Annotated in this window: 16 protein-coding genes and 1 pseudogene; 15 read left to right on the forward strand and 2 right to left on the reverse strand. The window is 54.4% G+C overall.

Annotated elements, in window-relative coordinates:
- Positions 1–110: 110 nt before the first annotated feature.
- From ACTNC3_RS07785 to ACTNC3_RS07850, 14 genes and pseudogenes are all read left to right on the forward strand, one after another.
- A pseudogene (locus tag ACTNC3_RS07785) lies at positions 111–1,049 on the forward strand (tyrosine-type recombinase/integrase); the annotation flags it as partial.
- Positions 1,050–1,202: 153 nt separating this feature from the next.
- Entirely contained in the window at positions 1,203–2,414 is a 1,212-nt protein-coding gene (locus ACTNC3_RS07790) for a tyrosine-type recombinase/integrase (RefSeq protein WP_441227038.1), read from the forward strand.
- A gap of 388 nt (positions 2,415–2,802) precedes the next feature.
- The gene (locus tag ACTNC3_RS07795; RefSeq protein WP_441227039.1) at positions 2,803–3,957 is read left to right on the forward strand and encodes an ABC transporter substrate-binding protein; all 1,155 of its coding nucleotides are present in this window, start codon (positions 2,803–2,805) and stop codon (positions 3,955–3,957) included.
- Between the two features lie 333 nt (positions 3,958–4,290).
- Positions 4,291–5,496: an NRAMP family divalent metal transporter gene (locus tag ACTNC3_RS07800; protein WP_410042643.1), complete on the forward strand. Its 1,206-nt coding sequence runs from the start codon at positions 4,291–4,293 to the stop codon at positions 5,494–5,496.
- Between the two features lie 210 nt (positions 5,497–5,706).
- Positions 5,707–6,435: a 5-oxoprolinase subunit PxpB gene (pxpB, locus tag ACTNC3_RS07805; RefSeq protein WP_410042642.1), complete on the forward strand. Its 729-nt coding sequence runs from the start codon at positions 5,707–5,709 to the stop codon at positions 6,433–6,435.
- Between the two features lies 1 nt (position 6,436).
- Positions 6,437–7,450 carry a biotin-dependent carboxyltransferase family protein gene (locus ACTNC3_RS07810; RefSeq protein ID WP_441227040.1) on the forward strand — a complete coding sequence of 338 codons (1,014 nt, stop codon included), beginning with the start codon at positions 6,437–6,439 and terminating at the stop codon, positions 7,448–7,450.
- A gap of 125 nt (positions 7,451–7,575) precedes the next feature.
- On the forward strand, positions 7,576–8,022 hold the full coding sequence (accB, locus tag ACTNC3_RS07815) for an acetyl-CoA carboxylase biotin carboxyl carrier protein (RefSeq protein WP_410042640.1): 447 nt from the start codon (positions 7,576–7,578) through the stop codon (positions 8,020–8,022).
- 18 nt (positions 8,023–8,040) lie between these two features.
- Positions 8,041–9,387, forward strand: coding sequence for an acetyl-CoA carboxylase biotin carboxylase subunit (accC, locus tag ACTNC3_RS07820; protein ID WP_441227041.1), 1,347 nt, complete (start codon positions 8,041–8,043; stop codon positions 9,385–9,387).
- A gap of 120 nt (positions 9,388–9,507) precedes the next feature.
- A complete protein-coding gene (locus tag ACTNC3_RS07825) occupies positions 9,508–10,275 on the forward strand; it encodes a LamB/YcsF family protein (RefSeq protein ID WP_410042638.1) in 768 nt (255 codons plus the stop codon).
- A 234-nt stretch (positions 10,276–10,509) separates the two neighbouring features.
- A complete protein-coding gene (locus tag ACTNC3_RS07830) occupies positions 10,510–11,244 on the forward strand; it encodes an ABC transporter permease (protein ID WP_410042637.1) in 735 nt (244 codons plus the stop codon).
- A gap of 93 nt (positions 11,245–11,337) precedes the next feature.
- On the forward strand, positions 11,338–11,943 hold the full coding sequence (locus tag ACTNC3_RS07835) for an ATP-binding cassette domain-containing protein (protein ID WP_441227042.1): 606 nt from the start codon (positions 11,338–11,340) through the stop codon (positions 11,941–11,943).
- 377 nt (positions 11,944–12,320) lie between these two features.
- Positions 12,321–13,529 (forward strand): COG1470 family protein, encoded by a 1,209-nt coding sequence (locus ACTNC3_RS07840; RefSeq protein ID WP_441227043.1) that lies wholly within the window; start codon positions 12,321–12,323, stop codon positions 13,527–13,529.
- 248 nt (positions 13,530–13,777) lie between these two features.
- The gene (locus ACTNC3_RS07845; protein WP_441227082.1) at positions 13,778–14,965 is read left to right on the forward strand and encodes an ABC transporter ATP-binding protein; all 1,188 of its coding nucleotides are present in this window, start codon (positions 13,778–13,780) and stop codon (positions 14,963–14,965) included.
- Positions 14,966–15,113: 148 nt separating this feature from the next.
- Positions 15,114–16,217, forward strand: a complete 1,104-nt coding sequence (locus ACTNC3_RS07850) for an ABC transporter permease (RefSeq protein WP_441227044.1) — start codon at positions 15,114–15,116, stop codon at positions 16,215–16,217.
- 790 nt (positions 16,218–17,007) lie between these two features.
- Here ACTNC3_RS07850 and ACTNC3_RS07855 read toward each other — a convergent pair.
- Both ACTNC3_RS07855 and ACTNC3_RS07860 read right to left on the reverse strand, forming a co-directional pair.
- Complete coding sequence (locus tag ACTNC3_RS07855; protein ID WP_441227045.1) at positions 17,008–17,817, reverse strand: hypothetical protein; 810 nt, start codon at positions 17,815–17,817, stop codon at positions 17,008–17,010.
- Positions 17,818–18,132: 315 nt separating this feature from the next.
- Positions 18,133–21,645 (reverse strand): HRDC domain-containing protein, encoded by a 3,513-nt coding sequence (locus ACTNC3_RS07860; protein ID WP_441227046.1) that lies wholly within the window; start codon positions 21,643–21,645, stop codon positions 18,133–18,135.
- Between the two features lie 1,182 nt (positions 21,646–22,827).
- Here ACTNC3_RS07860 and ACTNC3_RS07865 point away from each other — a divergent pair.
- The gene (locus ACTNC3_RS07865) at positions 22,828–23,595 is read left to right on the forward strand and encodes a sulfite exporter TauE/SafE family protein (RefSeq protein ID WP_410042631.1); all 768 of its coding nucleotides are present in this window, start codon (positions 22,828–22,830) and stop codon (positions 23,593–23,595) included.
- The last annotated feature ends 133 nt before the right edge of the window (positions 23,596–23,728 follow it).

Consider the following 23,728-nt stretch of genomic DNA (forward strand, 5'->3'; position numbering starts at 1 on the left):
TGGAAACCCCCGCAACAAACAGGTGCTATGCACCCAGCCGGGAGCATAGCGCCGTTTGTTGTCAGCAGCCCGTTTCACGGTCTGCGTGTAGTTCCTTGTAAACTGACCTAAAGGTGAAGATTCATATTATTGAACCGTTGGGGCACATGCGAATGGCAGACGTAACAGTGGATGATATCAGATTAGCTCTGGTTCCTGCTTCCAAGAAGTCTGCTTCGGTCTACAAGTCAGTGAATATCCTGTATAAATGTATCTTTAAAGCGGCTAAAGAAAGCCGAGTGATTGATAAGGATCCTACCATTTACCTTACCGGTAAAGGTGGTGGAGTTGCCCAAAAGGACAAAATCCCTCTTACCGATGATCAGGTTGAAAAGCTGTTGGATGCAATCAAGGGATTACCTCCTTATGTGTTTGTTATGCTGGGGATTTATGCAGGACTTCGTAGAGAAGAAATCCTGGGACTTAAATGGGATTCAGTATATCTGGATTGTGATGCTCCTTACCTTACAGTTCGCAGGGCGTGGCATACAGAGAATAACCGTCCGGTGATTCTTGATGAACTTAAAACGAACGCAGCATATCGAGACATTCCTCTTCCAGATTGCCTGGCTGAATGTCTCAGAGAAGCAAAGAAAGAGTCTGAATCTGATTATGTAGTAGCCAATCGTGATGGGGATCCATTATCATATACCCAGTTCAAGCGCTTATGGCAGTTCATTGTGACTCGTACAGTGAAGGAACGTACCTATTATCGATATGAGAATGGCGTTAGAGTTAAGCATACCGTTCATCCAGTATTAGGGGAGAAGGCTGCTCATAACGGAAAAGTGGTTTACAGTCTGGACTTTGAGGTGACGCCTCATCAGCTCAGACATACCTATATCACAAACCTGATCCATGCATCTGTGGATCCAAAGACAGTGCAATATCTGGCCGGACATGAAAACAGCAAAATTACCATGGATATCTACGCGAAGGTGAAATACAATAAGCCACATGAATTAGCCAGTGCGATGGAAGATATATTTGCTCAGTGGGATGCTGACTGATTAACTGAATATGAAATGCTGATGAGCGGGGATTGTGAGAACAGTCCTCGCTTTTCTTCTCCGCTTTTACATATAATCGACATCCTTGAGGTTATGGTGATTGTCTATGATACTTAAGATGCGAAAGCGATTATATGATGGGAGGTGCCGGTTATGGCAAGGAAAAAGGAAGTGATTCCTGAATATGGAACAGTTGAGATGCATGGCTCCACTTACTATAGAACCAGAATTAAGGATGCAGATGGAAAGAGAATTTCATTACTTGGAAGTACTCCGGAGGAACTGCACCAGAAGGTAAAGGAAGCCAAAAGGGAAATCGAAGATCAGATCTTCCGAAAGGAAAATCCGACTGTTGAAGAGTACTGTCGGAAATGGCTGTTCATGCAATCAGCACTTATCCGCGCGACTACCTTGAAGGGGTATGAGAAGATGGTTCAGAAGCATATCATTGATAAAATTGGTGATATGTACATGGATGAAGTGACCACCGATGATCTTCGTCTGTTGCTTGTACCTGTTTCTAAGATGTCAGCATCTACCTACAGCAAGCTGAATATGCTGATCAAATGCATTTTCTATTCTGCAGAAAGAAGTCAGGTGTTGGAGTACAACCCATCAGCTACACTTTCGGCAAAAGGTGGTAAGCGCACCAAGGATAAGGAAGCATTAACAGATGAACAGGTGAAAATTCTGTTGGATACTATTCGGGAGCTGCCACCGTATCTTTTTGTAATGATTGGATTATATTCCGGTCTCAGACGAGAGGAGATTTTAGCCTTGCAGTGGGATTGTGTACATCTGGATGAGAAGGTTCCGTATATCTCTGTAAGAAGAGCCTGGCATGCAGAGCATAATCGTCCGATTGTAAATGAAGAACTGAAAACAAAGGCTGCCAAACGTGATGTTCCGATTCCGAAGTGTCTGGCAAATTGTCTTCGTGAAGCAAAAGCAGAATCGACTTCAGATTATGTGATTGCTGACAGGAATGGCGAGCCTTTGGCAGAAACTCAGTTTGTGAGGGTGTGGAAATACATTACGGTAAGATCTACTAAGGAGCGTACTATATATAAGTACATCAATGGCCAATCAATTAAAACAACCGTAAAACCTAAACTGGGCAGCCATCAGAAGAATAATCCAAAGATTGTTTATACCATGGACTTTCAGGTGACACCTCATCAGCTGAGACATACCTATATTACCAACCTGATTTATGCAGGGGTGGATCCAAAGACGGTGCAGTATCTGGCGGGACATGAGAACTCCAAAACAACTATGGATATATATGCCAAGGTAAAGTATAATCAACCTGAGGATCTTTTGCCGGTTGTGAATGAAGCATTCGGCATCAGTTCGGGTCAATAATTACACTTTGACAGCCAAATACCCGGGGCTTAAAGATGGGCTGAAAATTGAAAAATCATCAAAAAAGCCCGTAAAATCAAGGAAAAATCGATCTGGAGAAAGTTCAAGTACGGTCTCAAAGCCGCTCGTCGCGCACCGCAGTTCAGCAAGCGATAATTACATCTCCACAGTGCATTCAGGTGCATCAGACCCGAAAAGCTTCGGCTTTCCGGGTTTTTCTATTGTATTTCTTTTAGAATTTGCTTATCTGCCGAGATAAGATTATGATGATTGAGATATAATTCACAATCAGTCTGCTTCCGCGTCATCGCCCCGTTCGCTACAACGGTATGCGGTGTCGCGTGGGGCAGAGACCAGAATTTCATTCATGCTGATCAGGAGGACGATGATGAAAAAAATGAAATATTGGAATAGGATGCTCGCCGCTGTACTCGCGGCATCGATGCTCGCCGGCTGTGGCGCATCCACCACCCCGCAGGCGACGACCTCAGCTGTAACCGAGGCCAATGCAGACGACCAGAAGACGAGTGCTGCTGCCGAGGAGACGACGGCTGCAGAAACAGAGAAGGCGACGGAAACCGCAGCAGAAACAACCGCTGCCGCAGAAAAGACCGAAGAGACCAGTGCGGCAGAAGTGCTGACCATCGGCGAAGCTTCGGACGAGGTGCTGCGTGTCGGCTCCCTGAAGGGCCCGACCACCATGGGCCTCGTAAATCTCATGAGTGAGGTCGAGAGCGGTGCGAAGAGCGGCTACAGCTTCGAGATGCAGAGCCAGCCGGACGTCATCATGAGTGAGCTCGTTTCCGGCAAGCTCGACATCGCCCTGCTCCCGGCGAACGTAGCCGCGGTCGCATATAACAAGACGAACCACGGCGTCAGCGCCATCGACATCAACACCCTCGGCGTGCTCTACTGCGTGACCGGCGATGAGAACATCAAGTCCGTGAAGGACCTCGCCGGCAAGACCGTACTTTCCACCGGCCAGGGCGCATCCCCGGAGTACGTACTGAACTATCTCCTCGAGAAGAACGGTGTCACCGACTGTGACGTGCAGTTTAAGTCCGAGGCCACCGAGATCGCCGCGCTCCTGAAGCAGGATCCAGCCCAGATCGCGATCCTCCCACAGCCGTTCGTAACCGTGGCCACCGCGCAGAACGACCAGCTGAAGGTCGCCTTCTCTCTCACCGACGAGTGGAAGAGCGTATCCCCGGATTCGAAGCTCCTCACCGGCGTCACCGTCGTTCGTAACGAAGTACTCGAAAACCGTGCCGCAGAAGTCGACCAGTTCATCGCCGATCACCAGGCATCCACAGAAAAGGCAGCCACCGACGTCGACGCCACCGCAGAGCTCGTCGCGAAGTACGGCATCATCGCGAAGGCACCGGTAGCGAAGAAGGCACTCCCGAAATGCAACATCGTCGCCATCGCCGGTGACGAGCTGAAGACCGACCTCGCAGGCTACCTTCAGGTACTCTTCGACGCAAACCCGAAGTCCGTCGGCGGCACCATGCCAGACGACGACTTCTATTACATCCAGAAGTGATGAAAGCTCAAAATAGGGCCCCGGAAACCGGGGCCCTATTTATTTTGCAATAACTTAAAAGACATACTCAGAATGTCTGATATGCCAAATCCGAAAGACTGACGCTCGATTTCTACTTGCTATTCTACAAATCATGACGCATACTTATTTCATCAGAGCAAGTGATTGCTTTAAGTTATAAAGATCGCTCTGAACATGTTTCGGGATTCATGAAACAGGGGATTTGAAACAAAAAGACACGTGCAGAAAAAGAAGGGGGCTTATGTTTTCTGTATTCTACAGCAGTTAAAGACACAGAAACTGCGAACTTTTCCAGAACAGGAGGACTTCATCATGAGTGAGAAGAAAAAAAGCAGCGGCGCGCTCTTAGGAGCAGCATTTCTGATGGCCACATCCGCGATCGGACCTGGCTTCTTGACACAGACCGCCACATTTACCGGCCAGTACAAGGCGAGCTTCGGCTTCGTCATCCTGGTATCGATCATTCTCTCAGCGGTCGCACAGCTTAACATCTGGCGCGTACTCTGTACGACCGGTCTTCGCGGACAGGATGTCGCGAACAAGGTTCTCCCTGGACTCGGTTACTTCGTATCCTTCATGGTCGTGCTCGGCGGCCTCGTCTTTAACATCGGCAATGTCGGCGGCGGTTCGCTGGGCCTGAACACCCTGCTCGGTATTCCGACCACCATCGGATATGTCATCGCGGCAGCCATCGCCATCGTCGTTTTCCTCTTCAAGAACGCGAAATCCGCGATGGACACCCTGACGAAGGTTCTCGGCGCCATCATGATCGTGGTCATCTTTATCGTGATCATCGTGGTCAAGCCACCGGTAGGTGATGCACTGAAGAACACCGTCGCGCCGTCCACCGGTATTCAGCCACTCTTCCCGGCAATCCTGACCCTCATGGGTGGCACCGTCGGCGGCTACATCACCTTCTCCGGTGCGCACCGTTTGATCGATGCCGGCATCACTGGTAAGGACAATGCAGCCGAAATCAACAGAAGCTCGGTCATGGGTATCAGCATCGCCACCATCGTACGTATCTTCCTCTTCCTCGCCGTGCTCGGTGTTGTCAGCAGGGCAGGTGTAGAGCTCGATGCGTCGAACCCGGCAGCAGACGCGTTCAAGCAGGGTGCAGGTGAGATCGGATACCGCTTCGCAGGTCTCGTACTTCTGTGTGCAGCCGTAACCTCCATCATCGGTGCCGCGTACACTTCTGTATCCTTCTTAAAGACCTTCCACCCGGCGATCGCAAAGAACGAGAATGCCGTCATCATCGGATTCATCGTCGTTTCGACAGCCGTGATGATCGTCCTCGGAAATCCGGCGACCCTCCTCGTACTCGCAGGTGCATTCAACGGCCTCATCCTTCCGATCACCCTCGGCATCTGCCTCATCGCTTCCCAGAAGAAGTCGATCATGGGTGCGGATTATCATCATCCGACCGTCCTGCTGGTACTCGGCGTCCTCGTCGTGATCTTATCGGCCTATATGGGCATCCCGACCTTCGTTACAAAGATCGGCGGATTATTCTAAAAGACCTGCAGCGGCGAGGGTGATCTGAGCCGGAACCGATGCAGCACAGGGAATTGGTACAGCGTTTCACTGTACCAATTTTCTGCACATATATAGAACGGTCTACGCAACACATTTCGGACACATGGATGTGGTAGACCCGTATGCATGACATGATATCGTCTTCAGGTTTACGTACCGCGTCTTACCTGGAGAAAGGAGATTTACAGTATGGAAGATATTCGTATCTTAACCGCCGGGGACAGCTCGCTGCTGATCGAGTTCGGTCACGAGATCAACCCGGAGATCAATCGAAAGATCAAATCGATGGTGGAGCTCATGAAGGAGCAGCACATCGAAGGTGTGCTGGATGTCATCCCGGCCTTCTGCTCTCTGCTCATCAACTATGATCCGCGTGTCACCTCCTATGCGGAGATCACACGGCGGATGAAGAAGCTCCTGAAGGTGGAAACCAGTGCAGGCAGCGAGAAAAAGAAGGTGTATGAGATTCCGGTCTGCTATGGCGGTAAGTATGGTCCGGACCTTGCATTCATCGCGGAGCATGCCGGCATGAGCGAAGAGGAGGTCATCGCTCTCCACAGCTCGAAGGATTACCTGATCTACATGCTCGGCTTCCTGCCGGGCTTCTGCTACCTCGGTGGTCTCGATGAGCGCCTGCACACACCGAGACTCGCGACGCCGAGAATTAAAATCGACGCCGGCAGTGTAGGCATTGGCGGCTCCCAGACCGGCATCTATCCGATGGACTCGCCGGGAGGCTGGCAGCTGATGGGTATGACACCGGTGAAAACCTACGATCCGGAGCGTGAAACGCCGATCCTGTTCGAGGCGGGCGACTATATCCGCTTCGTGCCGGTGGATGAGGATGAGTACCTGCGAATCAAGGAGCAGGTGGCACGCGGTGAATACGAGTGCACGATTCGCGAAGGTGAGGTGTAGTATGGGAATTCGTATATTAAAAGCGGGACTGCTCACGACCGTGCAGGATATGGGGCGCACCGGATACCAGAGCCAGGGCTTCGGCGTTTCCGGCGTCATGGATGTTCGCTCCTTTAAGATCGCAAACCTTCTGCTGGATAACCCGGAGAACGAGGCGGTGCTGGAGTTCGCCCTGATCGGACCGACGCTGGAGTTTACGTCCGCCTGCATCATCGCCATCACCGGCGGTGATTTTCATCCGGAGGTGAACGGGGAGCCGGCGCCGATGTACACGGCACTCTATATGAAAAAGGGCGATATTCTGAAGCTCGGAAGTGCGCGCACCGGAAGCCGCGGCTACATCGCCTTTTCCGGCTATCTCAAGATTCCGGTCGTGATGGGCAGCCGCTGCACGAGCTTAAAGAGTAAGATCGGTGGCTTCAAGGGAAGAAAGCTGATGGAGGGCGACTATATCAGCTTCCGTATCAAGCGGAATTACCTCCCGTTCTTCCTCTCGAGAAAGCTCGAGCTTCACGAGTATGACGAGGAGAGCGTGACGCTCCGCGTGGTGATGGGCCCACAGGATGACATGTTCAGTAAGCAGGGCATCCATAATTTCCTGAACGAGGAGTATACCGTCACCAGTGATTTCGACCGTATGGGCTGTCGACTCGAGGGCCCGTTTATCGCACCGAAGACCACCTCGGATATCATTTCAGAGGGGATCGCGCTCGGCTCCATCCAGGTGCCGTCGCATGGTAAGCCGATCATCCTGCTCGCTGATCGACAGACCACCGGTGGCTATGCGAAGATCGCGACGGTCATCAGTGTCGACATTCCGAAGCTGGTACAGCGGAAGACCGATCAGAAGATCCGCTTCGAGGCGGTGTCCGTCGAGGAAGCACAGCGACTGTATCAGGAAGAGGAAAACAGCTACATCGCGATGCACGCGCTGATCCATAAGCCATGTAAGGAAGTACTGGTTGTGCGGCAGGTAGCGAAGCGCATCCGCCGTCTGTTCCCGGATGAAGACTGATCGGGACCGGAGTAAACGATACGAACTTCTGTATGCGGGGCACGTGCAGACCGAAGCGGGAAGCCGACCGGTGTGCAGACAGTGCGTCAGAAGTGGTTATAGATTGATGATAAGGAGATGTTCATATGGATTTAGAGAAGATTGAAGGACTGGTAAAGATCGTTGAGAATTCCTCCCTGACAGAGTTTTCCATCCGAGATGGGGAGACGGAGATCACGATGAGTAAGCTCACCCATCCACCGGTGATCGCCGCTGGCGTTCCGGCTGCACCGCTGGCCGCAGCACCGGCACAGCCGGCCGCTGCAGAAGAGAAGGCGGAGGCCGCGGACGAGTTCGAGCTGATCCTCGCACCAATCGTCGGCACCTTCTACTCCGCTGCGGCACCGGATGTACCGGCCTATGTCAAGGTCGGCGATCATGTGAAGGCCGGTCAGACGGTATGTATCCTCGAGGCGATGAAGCTCATGAATGAGATTCAGGCGGACTATGACTGCGAGATCGAGGCCGTGCTCGTCAGCAATGAGCAGAAGGTCGAGTATGGTCAGCCGTTGTTCCGCGTAAAGAAACTATAAGAACAGGAGGCGCGGCCGATGTTTGAAAAAATACTAATTGCCAATCGAGGCGAGATCGCGGTCCGCATCATCCGGGCCTGCCGGAACATGGGCATCCAGAGTGTCGCGGTCTACTCGAAGGAGGACCAGAACAGTCTGCACACGCAGCTCGCGGATCAGCGGATCTGCATCGGAGAGGGTCCGGCGAAAAACAACTACCTGAATATGGACCAGCTCATCACGGCAGCCATCAACACCGGTGCCGATGCGATCCACCCGGGCTATGGCTTTCTGTCGGAGAACAGTGAGTTCGTACGCCGCTGTAAGGAAAACGGCATCGCCTTTATCGGTCCGGACGCCGACGTCATCGACCGCATGGGCAACAAGTCCCATGCCCGAAAGACGATGATGGATGCCGGTGTGCCGGTCGTTCCGGGCACCCGCGAGCCGGTCTACGATGCCGAGACCGGAAAGAAGCTCGCCCGTGAGATCGGGTATCCGGTGATCATCAAGGCCTCCTCCGGGGGCGGCGGCAAGGGCATGCGCGTCGCGACATCTGAGGATGAATTCGAGTTTGAGTTCGGCCTCGCGCAGCGCGAGTCTGCAAACGCCTTCGGGGATGACACCATGTACATCGAGCGCTATATCGAGAAGCCTCGCCATGTCGAGATCCAGATCATGGCGGATGACTTCGGTCATGTCGTCGCCCTCGGCGACCGTGACTGCTCCGTCCAGCGAAATCACCAGAAGCTGATCGAGGAGTCGCCATCCCCGGCCATCAACGACGAAACCCGTGCCGAGATGAACCGCTGTGCGATCCTCGCAGCGAAGACTGTACAGTATACCAATGCAGGCACCATCGAGTTCATCGTGGACCCGCAGGGGCACTTTTACTTCATGGAGATGAACACACGAATCCAGGTGGAGCATGGCGTGACGGAGATGGTGACCGGCACCGATCTCATCATCGAACAGATCCGTGTCGCGGCGGGCGAACCGCTGAGCTTCACGGAAGAGGATGTGAAGCCGCGTGGACATGCCATCGAGTGCAGAATCAACGCGGAAATCCCGGCGAAGAACTTCATGCCGAGCCCGGGTGTGGTGAAGCACCTGCATCTGCCGGCCGGCAACGGCGTCCGCGTCGATACCGGTCTCTATACAGGTTACCGGATCCCGTCCGAGTATGATTCGATGATCGCGAAGGTGATCGTCCATGCCCCGACGAGAGAAGCCGCCCTCATGAAGATGCGCTCCGCCCTCAACGAGATGCTCGTGGTCGGTGTCGAGACGAACCTCGACTTCCAGTACCAGATCATCAAGCATCCGGTTTTCGCCGAAGGAAAGGCGGATACCGGCTTCATCGAGGACATCATGCATCTTACGTGATGCAGACTTCGAAGTGCAGGACATCTGTACAGGGCAGGACCGGGGCAGCATGCAGCCTCGGTCAGCATGGCGCGAGGGGTGGCACCTCACGCGAATGATGGATAACAGGAGGAAGAAACGATGTATCGTGTAGATTTAAACAGCGACCTCGGCGAGAGCTTCGGCCGCTATACCCTGGGCTCGGATGATCAGATCATCCCGCTGATCACCTCGGCCAACGTGGCATGTGGATTTCATGCATCTGATCCGGTCGTGATGAAAAAGACCATCGAGATGGCACGGGAGGCCGGCATCCATGTCGGCGCACATCCGGGCTATCCGGACCTCATGGGCTTCGGTCGCCGCAACATGACGATCAGCCCGGCGGAAGCGAAGGCCTATACGCTGTACCAGATCGGCGCGCTGGATGCATTCTGCAAGGCTGCCGGTCTGGAGATGCAGCATGTGAAGCCGCATGGCGCGTTCTACAACATGGCCGCGAAGGACTACAAGCTCGCACACGGCATCTGCGAAGCCATCGCAGAGTACAATCCGAAGCTGATCCTCATGGCCCTCTCCGGCAGTGAGATGATCCGCGCCGCCGAAGACTGCGGCCTCCGTGCCGCTTCGGAGGTCTTCGCCGACCGCGCGTACGAGGAGGATGGTACCCTCGTGAACCGCTCGAAGGAAGGCGCGATGATCACCGACGAAGACGAGGCCATCGCCCGCGTCGTCCGCATGATCAAGGAGCAGAAGGTTACCGCCATCACCGGCAAGGACATCCCGCTGAAGGCAGACTCCATCTGCGTACATGGTGACGGCGCAAAGGCCCTCGCCTTCGTCGCAAAGATCCGCGAGACCCTCACGAAGGAAGGCATCGAGATCTGTCCGCTTGCGCAGATGCTGTAAGTGCGATCGCGTCCCAAACGCCGTCGGCATCATGATCTGTCTGCTTGCACAGATGCTGTAAATATATGATAGAATAGAGGAGTCGGCAGGGCGTGTATGCCCTGGCCGGCTTCTTGACGTCTATTGAACGTAGTTACTGTTCAAACGTAATTAAGTCAAGGCGTGGCTACTGCCTGCCGAACCACAAGTGAACAGTAACGAAATGTACGCGCCCTCGTCGGCGCTGGGAATATTATGAAAACATCAAGGAAACTTCTAATCATCGCCTTCTGGCTTCTGCTCTGGCAGGCGCTGGCGTTTCTTATTCACAACTCGATTTTGATGGTGGGGCCCGTCGAGACGCTCCGTTCGCTTGGGGCAATGCTCCAGACCACGATGTTCTGGCAGTCCCTCGCCTTCAGCTTCGTCCGCATCATCGCGGGCTTCCTGATCGGCTCTGCGCTCGGCATCCTCCTCGCGTGGGAAAGCTACCGCCGCCCCTTCCTCGAGGAACTCCTCGCGCCCTTCATCCTCGCGCTGAAGGCCGTGCCGGTGGCGAGCTTCGTCATCATCCTGCTGATCTGGGCGGGCAACCGCATGCTCTCCCTCTATATCAGCGCCCTCGTCGTCCTCCCGCTCCTGTATTTAAACACCCTGAGCGGTCTGAAGGCGACGGACCCGAAGCTCCTCGAGATGGCGACGGTCTTTCACATGCCGACCACGCGCCGCCTCTGCTTCATCTACCTCCCGGCGCTCTTCCCGTACCTCTACAGCGCCTTCCAGACCGCGCTCGGCATGGCCTGGAAGAGCGGCGTCGCCGCCGAAGTGATCGGCCAGCCCCTCGGCTCGATGGGCAACGGCCTCTACAACGCGAAGATCTACCTCGAAACCGGCGAACTCCTCAGCTGGACGATCGCCATCATCCTAACCTCGTACCTCTTCGAGCACCTCTTCCTCGCCGGATTCCGCGCACTGTTCCACCAGAAATAACATGAATCTGATGCCCCGTTTGAAATCAACCTTATAACAGTAAATTGTTCAGCCAGGGAACCCGGAGGGCCGGCAACAATCAAAGGAGTAACCATGCTGCTTACATGCAACCATCTCACCAAATCCTACGACGGCCAGCGGGTCCTCGACGACCTCAGCTTCCGCATCGACAGCCAGGCCGACAACCGCGACCTCCTGCTGCTCGGCCCGTCCGGCGTCGGGAAGACGACCCTGCTCCGCATCCTCGCGGGGCTCGAGACCCCGGACAGCGGCACGATCGACATCACGATGGGCGAGGCCGCAACCGCCGGCGCACATCTCCGGATCGGCATGATCTTCCAGGAGGACCGTCTCCTGGATTCGCTCGATGCCGTAGCCAATGTCTCCGCCGTTTCGCCGATGATTTCCCGTGCACGAGCGGCAGCAGAACTCGCGAAGCTCCTCCCGGAAGACGCCCTCACGAAGCCAGTCCGCGAACTCTCCGGCGGCATGCGCCGCCGCGTCGCCCTCGTCCGCGCCCTCCTCCCCGCCTCCGACCTCCTCCTCATGGACGAACCCTTCACCGGCCTCGACGACCAGACCCGCCAGCAGGTCATCCACTACATCTTCGAAACCAAAGCCCACCGCCCCCTCATCCTCGCCACCCACGAAACCGAAGGACTTCCACAGATGAGAATATTGCATCTGAAAGCCAGATAAATTTGTTGAAGCTAGTCAGTACCCCGGAGGACAGGTGCCGGAAGCCATACGGAGAGTTCGTGAAGAATCAAAATCGTATCCCTTAGAAGCACTTAGTGCAATTTTCCTCAGCACCCTCTGCAACGCTGAGTTTTCATCAAGAAAACTCAGTGATTGCAGAGGGCTTAGTGCTTCTTAGGGATGCGATTTTAGAGTCTTCCGAACTCGGAGTATTGTGTTTCCGGCACCTGCCCTCCGGGGTACTGGACATCGCCCTCCTGAATTCACAAAATCAACTTATTCTGAACACAATTGAAACACATTTTCCGACTAAAACCAGCTTTTAGTTGGAGAAGAAAAATCCTCCAACAAATCTGAAATTTATTGGGGGAAACATCATGACTACTTCGAAACATATTTCCGGCGCTCATGCACTTGCTTTATCAGCCTGCGTGGGCGCTTTTACCTTACTCAGCGCCACCTGCCTCGCGACGCCGGCATTGGCCGCAGGCGGACTCGAGATGTCCACAGACTACACGGGCATCACCGCGAAGCCGGGCGACACCCTGAACTTTAGCCTCGACTTCACGAACCAGACCGGCGCGGGCCTCAACACGAGCCTCAGCGCGAGCGGCCTCGACGACAGCTGGAAGGGCTACTTCGAGGGCAACAACAAGGAGGTTTCGAACGTATTCGTGAAGTCTGGTGCAGACGCGGATTCGAACGACGGCCTCGTCACCTATAGTGTGACCGTCCCGGACGACGCACAGAAGGGCAGCTACAACGTGCTCCTGCATGCGGCGAGCGCGGGCGAGGCCAGCAGTGATCTCCAGCTGACGATCAATGTCTCCGACGAGACCACGGGCACGAACCAGCTGACGACCACCTACCCGGAGCAGCAGGGCGCGAGCGGCACGACCTTCACCTTTAACTCCACCGTACAGAATAATTCATCAGGTGCCCAGACCTACAGCCTCGCCGCCGATGCACCGACCGGCTGGACCGTCAGCTTCAAGCCGAGTGGTGCGAGCAATGCCGCGTCCAGCGTCGACGTCGATGCCCACGGCTCTCAGAGTGTGACCGTCACTGTAACGCCGCCGGATAAGGTCGCTGCCGGCGATTACGAGATCCCGATCACCGCGACGAGCTCAGCCCAGAGCCTGAGCCAGACCCTGAAGGTCACCATCACCGGCACCTATAAGATCGACCTCACGACCACGGACGGCACCCTCAGCTTCGACGCGAATGTCAACAAGAAGCAGTCGGTTCCGATCACCGTCACCAACAGCGGCAACATCGACCTAAACAACGTGAACCTCACGACCACGGCACCGTCCGGCTGGACCATCGAGTTCTCTGAGAGCACGATCGACACCCTCGCGGCCGGCGAGAAGAAGGACGTCGTCATGTACGTCACCCCGTCGAAGGACGCCATGTCCGGTGACTACGCGATGACCGTCAGCGCACAGAATGAAGACACCTCGCTCGACCAGTCCTTCCGTGTCACCGTTAAGACCTCGACCCTCTGGGGCGTCGTCGGCATCCTCATCATCGCAGCCGTCATCTGCGGCCTCGGCGAGGTATTCCATAAGTACGGGAGGCACTGATCATGACCGAGCTTCAGAATAGAACAGTCGCCACGCGGGTCACGGCCAATGCAGACGACCACTACGCCGAGTGCGCTGCGGAAGTCGCCGGCAGCGCTGGGGCGACGAAGCCTGAATGCAGCGCCCGATTTTTTCATCCGCATGTAGCGGGTGGCGCATGCAGCGAGAAGTGTACAGACCAGGCATCTGTCGACAGCGATGAGGCGGTCGGGGACCCTGCCGACTGGCGCTCCGAGCGGAATGAGGGACTGCATGAGATCATCATCCGGACCAGCGAGCTGGTGAAGCAGTACGGCGACGTGACCGCGGTCGATCACCTGAACCTTGAGATTCATAAGGGCGAGGTCTTCGGTCTGCTCGGTCCGAATGGTGCCGGTAAGACCACCACGACCCTGATGCTGCTCGGCCTTACGGATCCGACGTCCGGCACCGCTGAAATCAGCGGCCTCGACTGTACGCGCGATGCGCTGGCGGTCAAAAAAATCGTCGGCTACCTGCCGGATAATGTCGGTTTTTATCCGGATATGAGCGGTCGTGAGAACCTGATTTTCTCCGGCATGATGAACGGCCTCACACGAAAAGAAGCGGAAGAGCGGGCCAGCGGCCTCCTCGAGCGGGTCGGCATGACCTACGCCGCTGATCGAAAAACCGGCACCTATTCACGTGGTATGCGACAGCGTCTCGGTATCGCCGATGTTCTCATGAAGGATCCGGAAATCATCATCATGGATGAGCCGACCCTCGGCATCGACCCGTCCGGCATGCGTGAGCTCACCGCGCTGATTCGTGAGCTGAGCGTCAAGGATGGTCGTACCATCCTGATCTCCTCCCACGAGCTCTACCAGATCCAGGAAATATCCGACCGCGTCGGCATCTTCGTAAAAGGAAGGATGATCGCCTGCGGACGCATCGACGAGCTCGGACAACAGCTGCAGAACGAAGGCCTTTATATGGTAGACTTCCGCGCAGAGAAGACTGCGAATGGGCAGCGTGCTGCAGCGCATAGAACAGTGTCGGATGCATATGCAGAACGGGACACGATGAAGACCACGGCAGAGACATTGGCCTCTGCGGATGGGACCTCGACATCTGCCGTGAAGAGCGGCGCAGCGGAAGAGAGCGCGTCTGGCGAGACCGAAGAGCTGAAGGCTCTGGTGCGCGGCATCGCGGGCGTGCGTCTCGTCGGCGTGAAGGAGGATGGAACCCTCCACGTCGAGTCCGGCCGCGACATCCGCGCGGAGCTCTTCCGGAAGCTGACGGACGCCGGATATCTTCTCATCGAGCTCCACGAGCGTGGCGGTGACCTCGATGAAATCTATCGCAAATATTTCGAAAAAGCAGGAGGTGACGAGAACTATGACAATCGCACAAATCACACAGAAAACAAGACAGAAAAGCGATCACTCAGAGAGAAGCTTCTCAGGCGCAGCCGCTGATTTTTCGCAGTGCAGTAGAGTTGGAGCGGCACCGATGCATGGCAGTGTTTCGATAAATGCGGCTGGCATAAATATGATGACAGGATCTGTAGCGGAAGCTTCTGCGACTGCAGCAGAATCATCTCCATTTGACGCACAAAATGATGGGATGGAGGCTTCAAAGGCTACAACGCCAGATGCAGGTAAGAAATCTGCCGGTAACCTGCTGAAAAAAATCGTCGACTGGTTCATGGAGGAGGATGATCTCCTGCCGGGCGAGACACCGGAAAGTCATGCGTCGAATGTACGGACCAACCGCCGCGGCATGGCGGTGCTCTACCGAAAGGAGCTCGCGGATCATCTCTGCAGCCGTCGCTTCTGGGCACTCTTTGCGCTCCTCATGATCGTCTCGGTGGCGAGCCTCTACGGCGCCATCGGATCGCTCCGGCAGACAGCATTGGCCGCACAGTCCCAGGGACAGGGCGTCAGTGAATTCCAGTTTCTGAAGCTGTTTACGACCGCCGGAAGCTCGATCTACAGCTTCCAGAGCTTCCTCGGCTTCCTCGGTCCGATCTTTGGCATCATGCTGGGCTTCGACGCCATCAACAACGAGCAGGCGCAGGGCACGCTGAACCGCCTCGCTGCACAGCCGATCTACCGCGATACCATCATCAACGCGAAGTTTCTCGCGGGTGCGACAGTCGTCTTCCTGACGGTCTTTTCACTCGGTGGTGTCCTGTCCGGACTCGGACTTCTGCTGAGCGGCACGAAGCCGGTGGCCGAAGAGTGGGCGCGCCTCGTGATCTTCCTGCTGCTGAGCGGCGTGTACATCTCGGTATGGCTCGCGATTTCTGTCCTCTTCTCGACACTTTCACGCCATGCCGCGACCTCGGCGCTTTCCTCCATCGCGCTCTGGCTCTTCCTCACCATGTTCCTTTCGCTCGTGGCGAGCGGCCTCGCAAACGCGATGTTCGCCGGAACCCACGCTTCCGCGCAGGACGTGATCAGCGCGTACCGCCTGCAGACCGGCATCAACCGTATCTCGCCGTACTACCTCTTCAGTGAAGCCGCGTCCGTCCTCATGAACCCGAACGTCCGCTCCCTCGACATCATGTCCCTCGTCGAGTACCAGAACGGTGCCCTCGCTTCGTACCTGAGCCTCGGACAGTCGCTCCTTCAGATCTGGCCGCACCTCGTCGCCATGATCATGGAAGTTGTCATCGGCTTCGCCCTCGCTTACATCAGCTTCATGCGGAAGGAAATCCGCGCGTGAAGGCGTGAAGAACGCCGGCAGAAATCGAGCTCGGCTCCAGGGAGCATGAGCTCGGACATCCGCTCCTGAAGATTATGGATACGGATGCTTTCGCCGATGTCATACGAATATATTTGAAACATGAGAGAAACCGCGCCGCAGGACCTCGAAACTGGTCCCGCGACGCGGTTTCAGTTTTTCTGACATTAGTACCGTCCACGATTAGAAAGCAGACATTGTAGCGTGCTCAGCTTCCTCCGTATTGACAATCCGTATCCATAGCGGAAGCCGTCCCGCGGCGCAGTATCTAGTATCAGCGGATTTTAAAAATACTGGATATCTATTTGGCGTTTTTTATGAGCCTACGAGAGAAAACTATCTAATATTGGACGATTTTTTAAATGATGGATACTCAATCCTTTTATTTCGAAGCAAGCTTCATACTGGACTATCTATAAATTTCGGAAAGATTACATATTGGATATGCCCTTAGCAAAATGGAGCATTTAATAGCCAAATCAACTATCCACTATTTTCAAAAGGAATCTATTATAGATAGTACGCTTTTAAGCGTATGTGCGATTTCGAGCAAAACTATCCAAAAAGGATCTGATTTTAAAATAGTGGATAGTTTTGAATCCGGCAAAGGTTTTCATGGATCTGCCAATTTGATCCAGTATTTTCGAATATGAAAGAAAGTAGATATCGTTGACTGACTGGATGTGGATCACTGATCAACGGAATGCTTTGGACTCAAATTACATCTGCGACCACATTTTGACAGCGTTTGAAATCCACAACAGACAAATATTTATCTTTTTTCCATCACATTTCCGAAGTAGTATTCGAGCAGATGATTCACATAAACCTCATCGATCGGCGTATCCTTTGTTTCAAACGACATGATCAGGTTCACGCCAGGATAGATTCCGTTATTCAGAAAGGTTCGCATCTTGCTTAAGAAGTCCTGCTGGTAATTCGGATCATCCATCATGCCGAAATGTTCATAATAGTAGGTCTTCCCATTATTTGGATTCAGAATCGTAAAATCCGGATAGTTCGGCCTTCGGGCATGCTCCAGCTCCAACTTGCATTCATAACGGAATGGAAGATTCGCATTGCGCAGCAGGTTGTAAATTGCGCGCTCGGATTTCGAACGAACATATTCACCAGCTATTGTAGGCACTTTCAGATTTTCCGGATTTGCCGGATTTTTTTCGTAGTCAGCATTGACCCACTCCGCAAGATCCTGTGGCAAATAGTAGAGGTAGTGGGCCGTCAATACGCGCAGTGCTTCTGAACGTTCCAGCAAATGCTCTACTCGATGAGCTTTTTCCAGCGCTTTCAAACAGTTTGAGTAGGCGGCGATCTGCTGATCGATATCCTTGAGCCGGGCACGATAGAGACGCTTCAGCGCCAGCTTTTCTGCGAGCTCCACCTCTGTTCTTGAAAGATAACGTGCTTTCTCAGAGTCTGGTGCGCGATACAGCCATGCAGCCCCACGCTCATTATTATGGAAGTAAAGACTCCCCTCCGGCGCGGTTTCCAGCCAGCGTTCATATTGAGCACGGGTATGCTGCAGTTGCTCGATTTCATATTTCATTTTTTCAGATAAATCCATAATCCTCCCTATATCGTCAAGTGGTTTTCCTAAAAAAACATGACGCTTGTGTTTCATGTCTGTACTTCTTTGATGACAGACAGCGTCCGCCCATGCTTTCCCACCGGGCCATGCTCGCATACACTTGTCATCTCGAGCCCCGGCAGTGCCTGTGTTTGTCATCTTCGGCATCTGCAACGCCTGTGTTTGTCATCTCCGACATCTGCATCGTCTTTGTTTGTCATCTTCGGCATCTGCAGCGCCTGCACTTGTCATCCCGAGCCCCAGCTCCCGCCATTTCTCGGACCTCTGCATGGTCTGCCAATGTTTCCGGCTTCACTTCGTCTCGTCCCGGACGAACAGCGTCGCGACCCAGCTTGCGGCGGCTGCGCTGAAGTAAGCGGTCGGGTAGTCCACGCCACCCTGGCTCTTACGGGTGCCTAGGACAATGCCGGCAGCCTCTCCTTTGGTGGTTGGGAGGAAGGTCTGATGCGGCCTGCCGTTGAATCTGTATTCGCTTAATTTCAGATAGCCAAGCTCCGCCAGCTTTCGATTGATGGTCGCACCAGACAACTTCTTTCGCTCCCGAACGCGCGGCTTTTGCTGATTCGTTAATTCGCCCGGGTTCTTCGCCGCCACTGCATCTGATATCTGTATTTCGCCCGGGTTCTCCATCGCCACTGCATTCGATGTCTGCGTTTCGCCCGGGTTCTCCGTCGCTACTGCATCTGATATCTGTGTTTCACCCGGGTTCTCGATCGCCACTTCTGCTGATATCTGTATTTCGCCCGGGTTCTTCGCCGCCACTGCATCTGATATCTGTATTTCGCCCGGGTTCTTCGCCGCCACTGCGGCTGATGTTGATCCATTGTCCGAAACGCCGACATCGATTGACGCGATGGGACTGTTCGTAGAAGAGATTTCCTCCGCTTCCGCGACGAGCGCGTTCAGAAGCGCGGCGATTTCCGGCGAGCGCAGGCCATCTGCGCAGCGGAAGGAGGCGGCTTCTGCCACGGTCAGGAAGAAGTCCTGCTTTTTCTTCACCTGCTTTCGCGTCCGCTGCTGCAGGTACTTCTCCTCGAGGAAGGCCAGCAGGACATCATCCGGGATGAAACGATATTTCGGATTTCTCTGTGATTCTGACCTTTCCTGTGGAATCGGCTTTATAACACTCGTCGGTATGACAGGATTTGAAGACGGCGCATATGTACCTGGCGCCCGCTTTACGCGTGCAGCGTCCACCGAGTCATTCATGCCGGTACGCTCTCCGGCTGTACACTGAACCTCTTCCGACGCATTTGCATAGAACTCTGCGACGCGTACCGGGTCCGCTGAGTCATTCATGCCGGTACGCTCTCCGGTCACACAGGCTCCGGTACCATCCTGCATATCCACCTGCATCTCTTCCGACACGTTTTCATAGAAATCTGCGACATACGCAGGATCGAGGGCTTTCCGGATCTCATCGATGAAGGCTTCGTAGTGGAGTTCCAGCTTCCGCTGACCGACGCCATAGATGCGTGCGAATTCCTCGCGGGTGAGCGGGAGCATACGACACATCTCCACCAGTGATTTGTCGGTGAAAATCAGATACGCCTGCACACTCCGTTCCATCGCGAGCCGCTTCCGAAGCGCCTTCAGATTTCCGAGCAGGTGTGTCCGCATCTCGGGCGAAATCTCGAGACGGGCGTTTTCAAGCAGCCGAAGCTGCTGTGCTTCCGCTTCGCCATCGCTGGTCCGGGCATATCCGCCCCTGCCGGCCTCGGCATCGTCAGTCCGGGCATATCCGACACTGCCGGCCTCGTCATCGCTGCCACGCGCATATCCGCCCCTGCCGGCCTTGCCATCGTTGGTCCGGACAGAGGCATTGCCCTCGCATGGCGTGGTAGCCGGGAGACGGTCGTCCGCTGGGGATTCTGGCACGCTTGATGATGCCCCCGGCGCAGTCGATGCGTGCGCAGGTGTTTCGATCGACGATTTGGATGATTGACCGAGCACCGCGGCCATCGTATCTGCTGTTTTCTGATATTCGACTTTTCGCATCGCCATAATCCTTCCTGTGCACTTCGTGTGCGCATCATAATTGAAGTGGTACGGTTTTTCGCCTGCCTTCCACAGACGGATCTTCCGCCCGACATCCATATCCGTCTCGAGCTGGTGCCGATGTTCGCGCATCCGTTCCTTCAGGCCCATGGTGTCGCTGATGCCATAGCGGTCTTCTTCGAGAAAGTGTTCCGGATCACAGTTCACGCAGCAGCTGTCACGTGGGATGGAAAATGCCCGGAAGCGCTGCACGCGGATGCCGGGCTCGCACAGCTCCCATGGATCCGTGCGGAGATGTTCATATTTGTAAGCCTGGTTCTTCATGTATGCCTGATCTGCGTAGCGGATGAAGATATGCTGCTTCTCCGCACGCTTGAGCTGCATCGACACCTTCTGGACGCGGTTTTTCGGGTAGTGTCCGGACTGTCGGATCGTCCGCAGGCTTTCGTCGACCGGCAGCTCTGCGCTCGTCAGCACGCGATTCCGCGACGGCAGCGTGATGACTTCATAATCGACGGGATCTTCACCCCCGAAATAATCCCGGAGAAAGGATCGCAGGCACTGGTGCGTCATCGCGTAGCGACGCATCGCCTCCAACTGTCGCTTCACCTGCGCGACGGCTTCCGGATACGCCTGGTAGCCGAGCGTCACCTTCTCGAGCTTCGTGCGCTGGAGCTCGAAGTCGCGCTCGTTCGCGAGGAGAATGCATTCGGCCGGAAGTCCGTCACGCCCCGCGTGGACGAGCTCCTGATAGTAGCGCTCGAGACTTTCCGGCATCGTGTAGTGCAGCACGAAACGCACATCCGACCGGTCGAGCTCGAGAAAAGGATCCGGCGTCACGACGAGGATCCGGGCACCGGCATGGGCCTCGGCATCGTGTGTGGACGGCCGCTGTATACGCCGGTCGGACGAAGGAGCGCCGGCGCAGAATGCACGGGCATTCGCCATGCGTTCCTCGCGGGTCAGACCTGCGTGGTAGGACAATGCCGGGAAACCGCTGCGATTGAGCAGCTGCGCGATGTGCTCCGTCAGCCGATGCTCGGTGCAGTAGATGATGCCTGCCTCATCTTCGTGGCGGCGCAGAAAATCGAGAAGAAATGGTGCCTTGCGCTGCGGGCGATGCACGGATAGAAAGAGATTCGGACATTCAAACGAGTGACGGACGAGAAGTGGATGCTGAAGTGAGAAAAAGTGCCCGATGTCCTGCTCCATCTGACGCGTTGTCGGCAGTGTCAGCGCAAGGACCGGCGGACGGGAGGATGCTGCATGGCGTTCGAGATCCTTCAGCAGAAGTGGAATCGAGTGATAGAGCGGCTGGAAATGTGGTGCGTGGATCGAACAGATCTGTGCTTCGTCGATGACGATCAGAGATATCGTCGTTTTGAAGACGAGAAACGAGCGCATTTTCGGGTCCTCTAGAAGGCCCGGTGAGGCAAAGAGCACCTGGAAATGACGGCGTCGGATGCGCTCGAGCTGTGCAGCCATGGCATAATCCGACAGTCCGGAATGCAGCATCGCCGCAGGGATGCCATCCTTTTCGAGGATATCGATTTCTTTTTCCATACGCTCTTTATATGAAGAAATGATCAGCGTGATGCCTGTAAGCTGCTTCACAAGCTGCCGGTAGCAGTCCAGACGAAGCGAACCGACTGGTGGCATCGCCAGCACATCCCTGCCGCTTTCCAACGCAGAAAAAATACGCGCATAGGCTGAGGCCAGAGACATTGCCCATGTCATGTGCTGTGGCTTTTTCGGAGGCGGCAGAGAAGACGGTACATCATCGACCGCCGGACATGCGGCTGCCATGTTTTTAGTTTCTCCAGATGATTTCTGTAGGGAAGAGGTGGAGGTGGTTGATATGGCGGACTTCACAGAAGCTTCAGATCGATGTACATCGGGCATTTCGAGTAGTTCCTTTCGCTCGGAATATAATAATCATGACGGCAACAACGAAATCAGAATTCTGAAATCAAACAACGATGAAATCAGAATTCTGAAAAGAAGCAACGACGAAATTAGAATCCTGAAATCAAAATTCAGAAGGCAGAAAGTAAAGAGCAGAAATCAGTGTAAAGTATATGCTGTGCCTATAGCTTGTATAGAATAACTGCATGCGTTCTTAAAAAAATCCGTCGTTTTGTATATCTGTATCGTAATATAAGTCCTTACTTTTGACAAGGTCGACAAACGGACTATATTTGCTTTTAACAGCTGCCTGCGGTATTACCTACGATTATGTCACTGCTTCGAAATCGTCCGAACTTGTTGTCTCGGATCCATCTACCACCTGGCAGTTTAATAAATCATCCACTATTTTTGAAAAGCCTATATTTTGGATATTTTTTCGAAAAAAAGAACATACGCATATAAGCGTACTATCTAGAAAAGTGCTTTTAGAAAAATAACCGATAGTGTTTTGGGTGATGATTGATTTGATTTCAAGGAATAAGTATCTAATAATCGTGACATTTTATAATAGTGGTTATTCAAAGAAGAGCAGGCTTTCTGAATTAGCAGCTACTATATCCAGTAATTTCGAAAAAGCACCGAAGTGGATAATTTCCCAGGATAAATCCTTTTTCAACCTGAAAATCATAACTATCTTTTGAAAAATCGTCATATATTGGATAGTTGGCCGTCGCATCCAATATTGGCTAGATGGCCGCTCGCTCTCCAACCACCGCATATAGAAATCATATTCATTTCAGATATAGAGATCATATTCATTTCAGGACTTGCGCTTGCGAAGAGAAAAGTATAACATGAACATCATTATTCAGGCATGCTCAGCTGCGCCAATGCAGACGACCGGAACCTGTATGGCTCCGCTTGCTGCGCCCGCCGCGCCGCCCGCACCGCCCCCGCGTCGCCCCGCGCCGCTGCCCGCCCCGCACTGCGGCCGCTGAGCCCGCCGCCCGCACCACGCCTGCCGCACTGCTGCGCTTGCCGCGCCCGGCCATACCCACCACACACTGAGGTACCATCACTATGCACATCACATTTCTGACCTATCTTATCTGTTGTCCGCTTATATTTCTCGCCGGTCTTGTCGACGCCATCGGCGGAGGTGGCGGTCTGATTTCCCTTCCGGCCTATCTGCTCGCCGGCCTCCCGGCGCATTACGCCATCGGCACCAACAAGCTTTCCAGCTGCTGTGGCACCACCGTCGCGACCGTTCGTTTCATCCGCGAAGGCCTCGTCAACTGGAAGCTCGCCATTCCGTCCATCGTCGCCGCCGTCATCGGCTCCTCGATCGGTGCCCGGATCAGCCTCCTCATCCCGGAGCAGGTCCTCGTCACGATCCTCCTCGTCGTCCTGCCCGTGACCGCCTTCATCGTCCTGAACCGCCACATCTTTCACGACAATGTCGAAGAAGCGCAGACGGACACCCCGAAAGTGTACGTGACCGCCATCCTCGCCGCGCTCATCATCGGCTTCTATGATGGCTTCTACGGCCCAGGCACCGGCACCTTCCTCATCATCGCCTTCACCGTCTTCGCGAAGCTTGGCATCAAAACCGCCAACGGCCAGACGAAGGTCATCAATCTGACGACGAACATCACCTCCCTCGTGATCTTCATCCTGCACGGCCAGACCGTCTTCCTGATCGGCATCCCGTGCGCCATCTGCAATATGATCGGTAACTACATCGGCGCCGGCCTCATGATGAAAAACGGTATGAAAATCGTTCGCCCGTCGATCCTTGTCGTACTCGTTCTCCTCGCCATCAAGGTCGTCAGCGAGTATATCCTGTAAGGCATCTTCGAAGCAGCATGCAGCGTCGATCGTCTGCGTGCCGTTTCCCACATCCGGGCTACTGAAAAGATCCTATGCATCTTAAGAGCTTTGCGTCTCATCGCAACGCTCTTTTTTTGACCCGCAGCACACT

The sequence above is a fragment of the Oribacterium sp. HCP3S3_B9 genome (assembly GCF_052064255.1).
In the GTDB taxonomy this organism is placed as follows: domain Bacteria; phylum Bacillota; class Clostridia; order Lachnospirales; family Lachnospiraceae; genus Oribacterium.

What these genes read in the sequence shown, in the direction of transcription:
- ACTNC3_RS07790 (WP_441227038.1), top strand. Translation starts at nt 1,203, where the DNA reads ATGGCAAGGAAAAAGGAAGTGATTCCTGAATATGGAACAGTTGAGATG.
- ACTNC3_RS07795 (WP_441227039.1), top strand. Translation starts at nt 2,803, where the DNA reads ATGAAAAAAATGAAATATTGGAATAGGATGCTCGCCGCTGTACTCGCG.
- ACTNC3_RS07800 (WP_410042643.1), top strand. Translation starts at nt 4,291, where the DNA reads ATGAGTGAGAAGAAAAAAAGCAGCGGCGCGCTCTTAGGAGCAGCATTT.
- pxpB (WP_410042642.1), top strand. Translation starts at nt 5,707, where the DNA reads ATGGAAGATATTCGTATCTTAACCGCCGGGGACAGCTCGCTGCTGATC.
- ACTNC3_RS07810 (WP_441227040.1), top strand. Translation starts at nt 6,437, where the DNA reads ATGGGAATTCGTATATTAAAAGCGGGACTGCTCACGACCGTGCAGGAT.
- accB (WP_410042640.1), top strand. Translation starts at nt 7,576, where the DNA reads ATGGATTTAGAGAAGATTGAAGGACTGGTAAAGATCGTTGAGAATTCC.
- accC (WP_441227041.1), top strand. Translation starts at nt 8,041, where the DNA reads ATGTTTGAAAAAATACTAATTGCCAATCGAGGCGAGATCGCGGTCCGC.
- ACTNC3_RS07825 (WP_410042638.1), top strand. Translation starts at nt 9,508, where the DNA reads ATGTATCGTGTAGATTTAAACAGCGACCTCGGCGAGAGCTTCGGCCGC.
- ACTNC3_RS07830 (WP_410042637.1), top strand. Translation starts at nt 10,510, where the DNA reads ATGAAAACATCAAGGAAACTTCTAATCATCGCCTTCTGGCTTCTGCTC.
- ACTNC3_RS07835 (WP_441227042.1), top strand. Translation starts at nt 11,338, where the DNA reads ATGCTGCTTACATGCAACCATCTCACCAAATCCTACGACGGCCAGCGG.
- ACTNC3_RS07840 (WP_441227043.1), top strand. Translation starts at nt 12,321, where the DNA reads ATGACTACTTCGAAACATATTTCCGGCGCTCATGCACTTGCTTTATCA.
- ACTNC3_RS07850 (WP_441227044.1), top strand. Translation starts at nt 15,114, where the DNA reads ATGGAGGCTTCAAAGGCTACAACGCCAGATGCAGGTAAGAAATCTGCC.
- ACTNC3_RS07855 (WP_441227045.1), bottom strand. Translation starts at nt 17,817, where the DNA reads ATGGATTTATCTGAAAAAATGAAATATGAAATCGAGCAACTGCAGCAT.
- ACTNC3_RS07860 (WP_441227046.1), bottom strand. Translation starts at nt 21,645, where the DNA reads ATGGCAGCCGCATGTCCGGCGGTCGATGATGTACCGTCTTCTCTGCCG.
- ACTNC3_RS07865 (WP_410042631.1), top strand. Translation starts at nt 22,828, where the DNA reads ATGCACATCACATTTCTGACCTATCTTATCTGTTGTCCGCTTATATTT.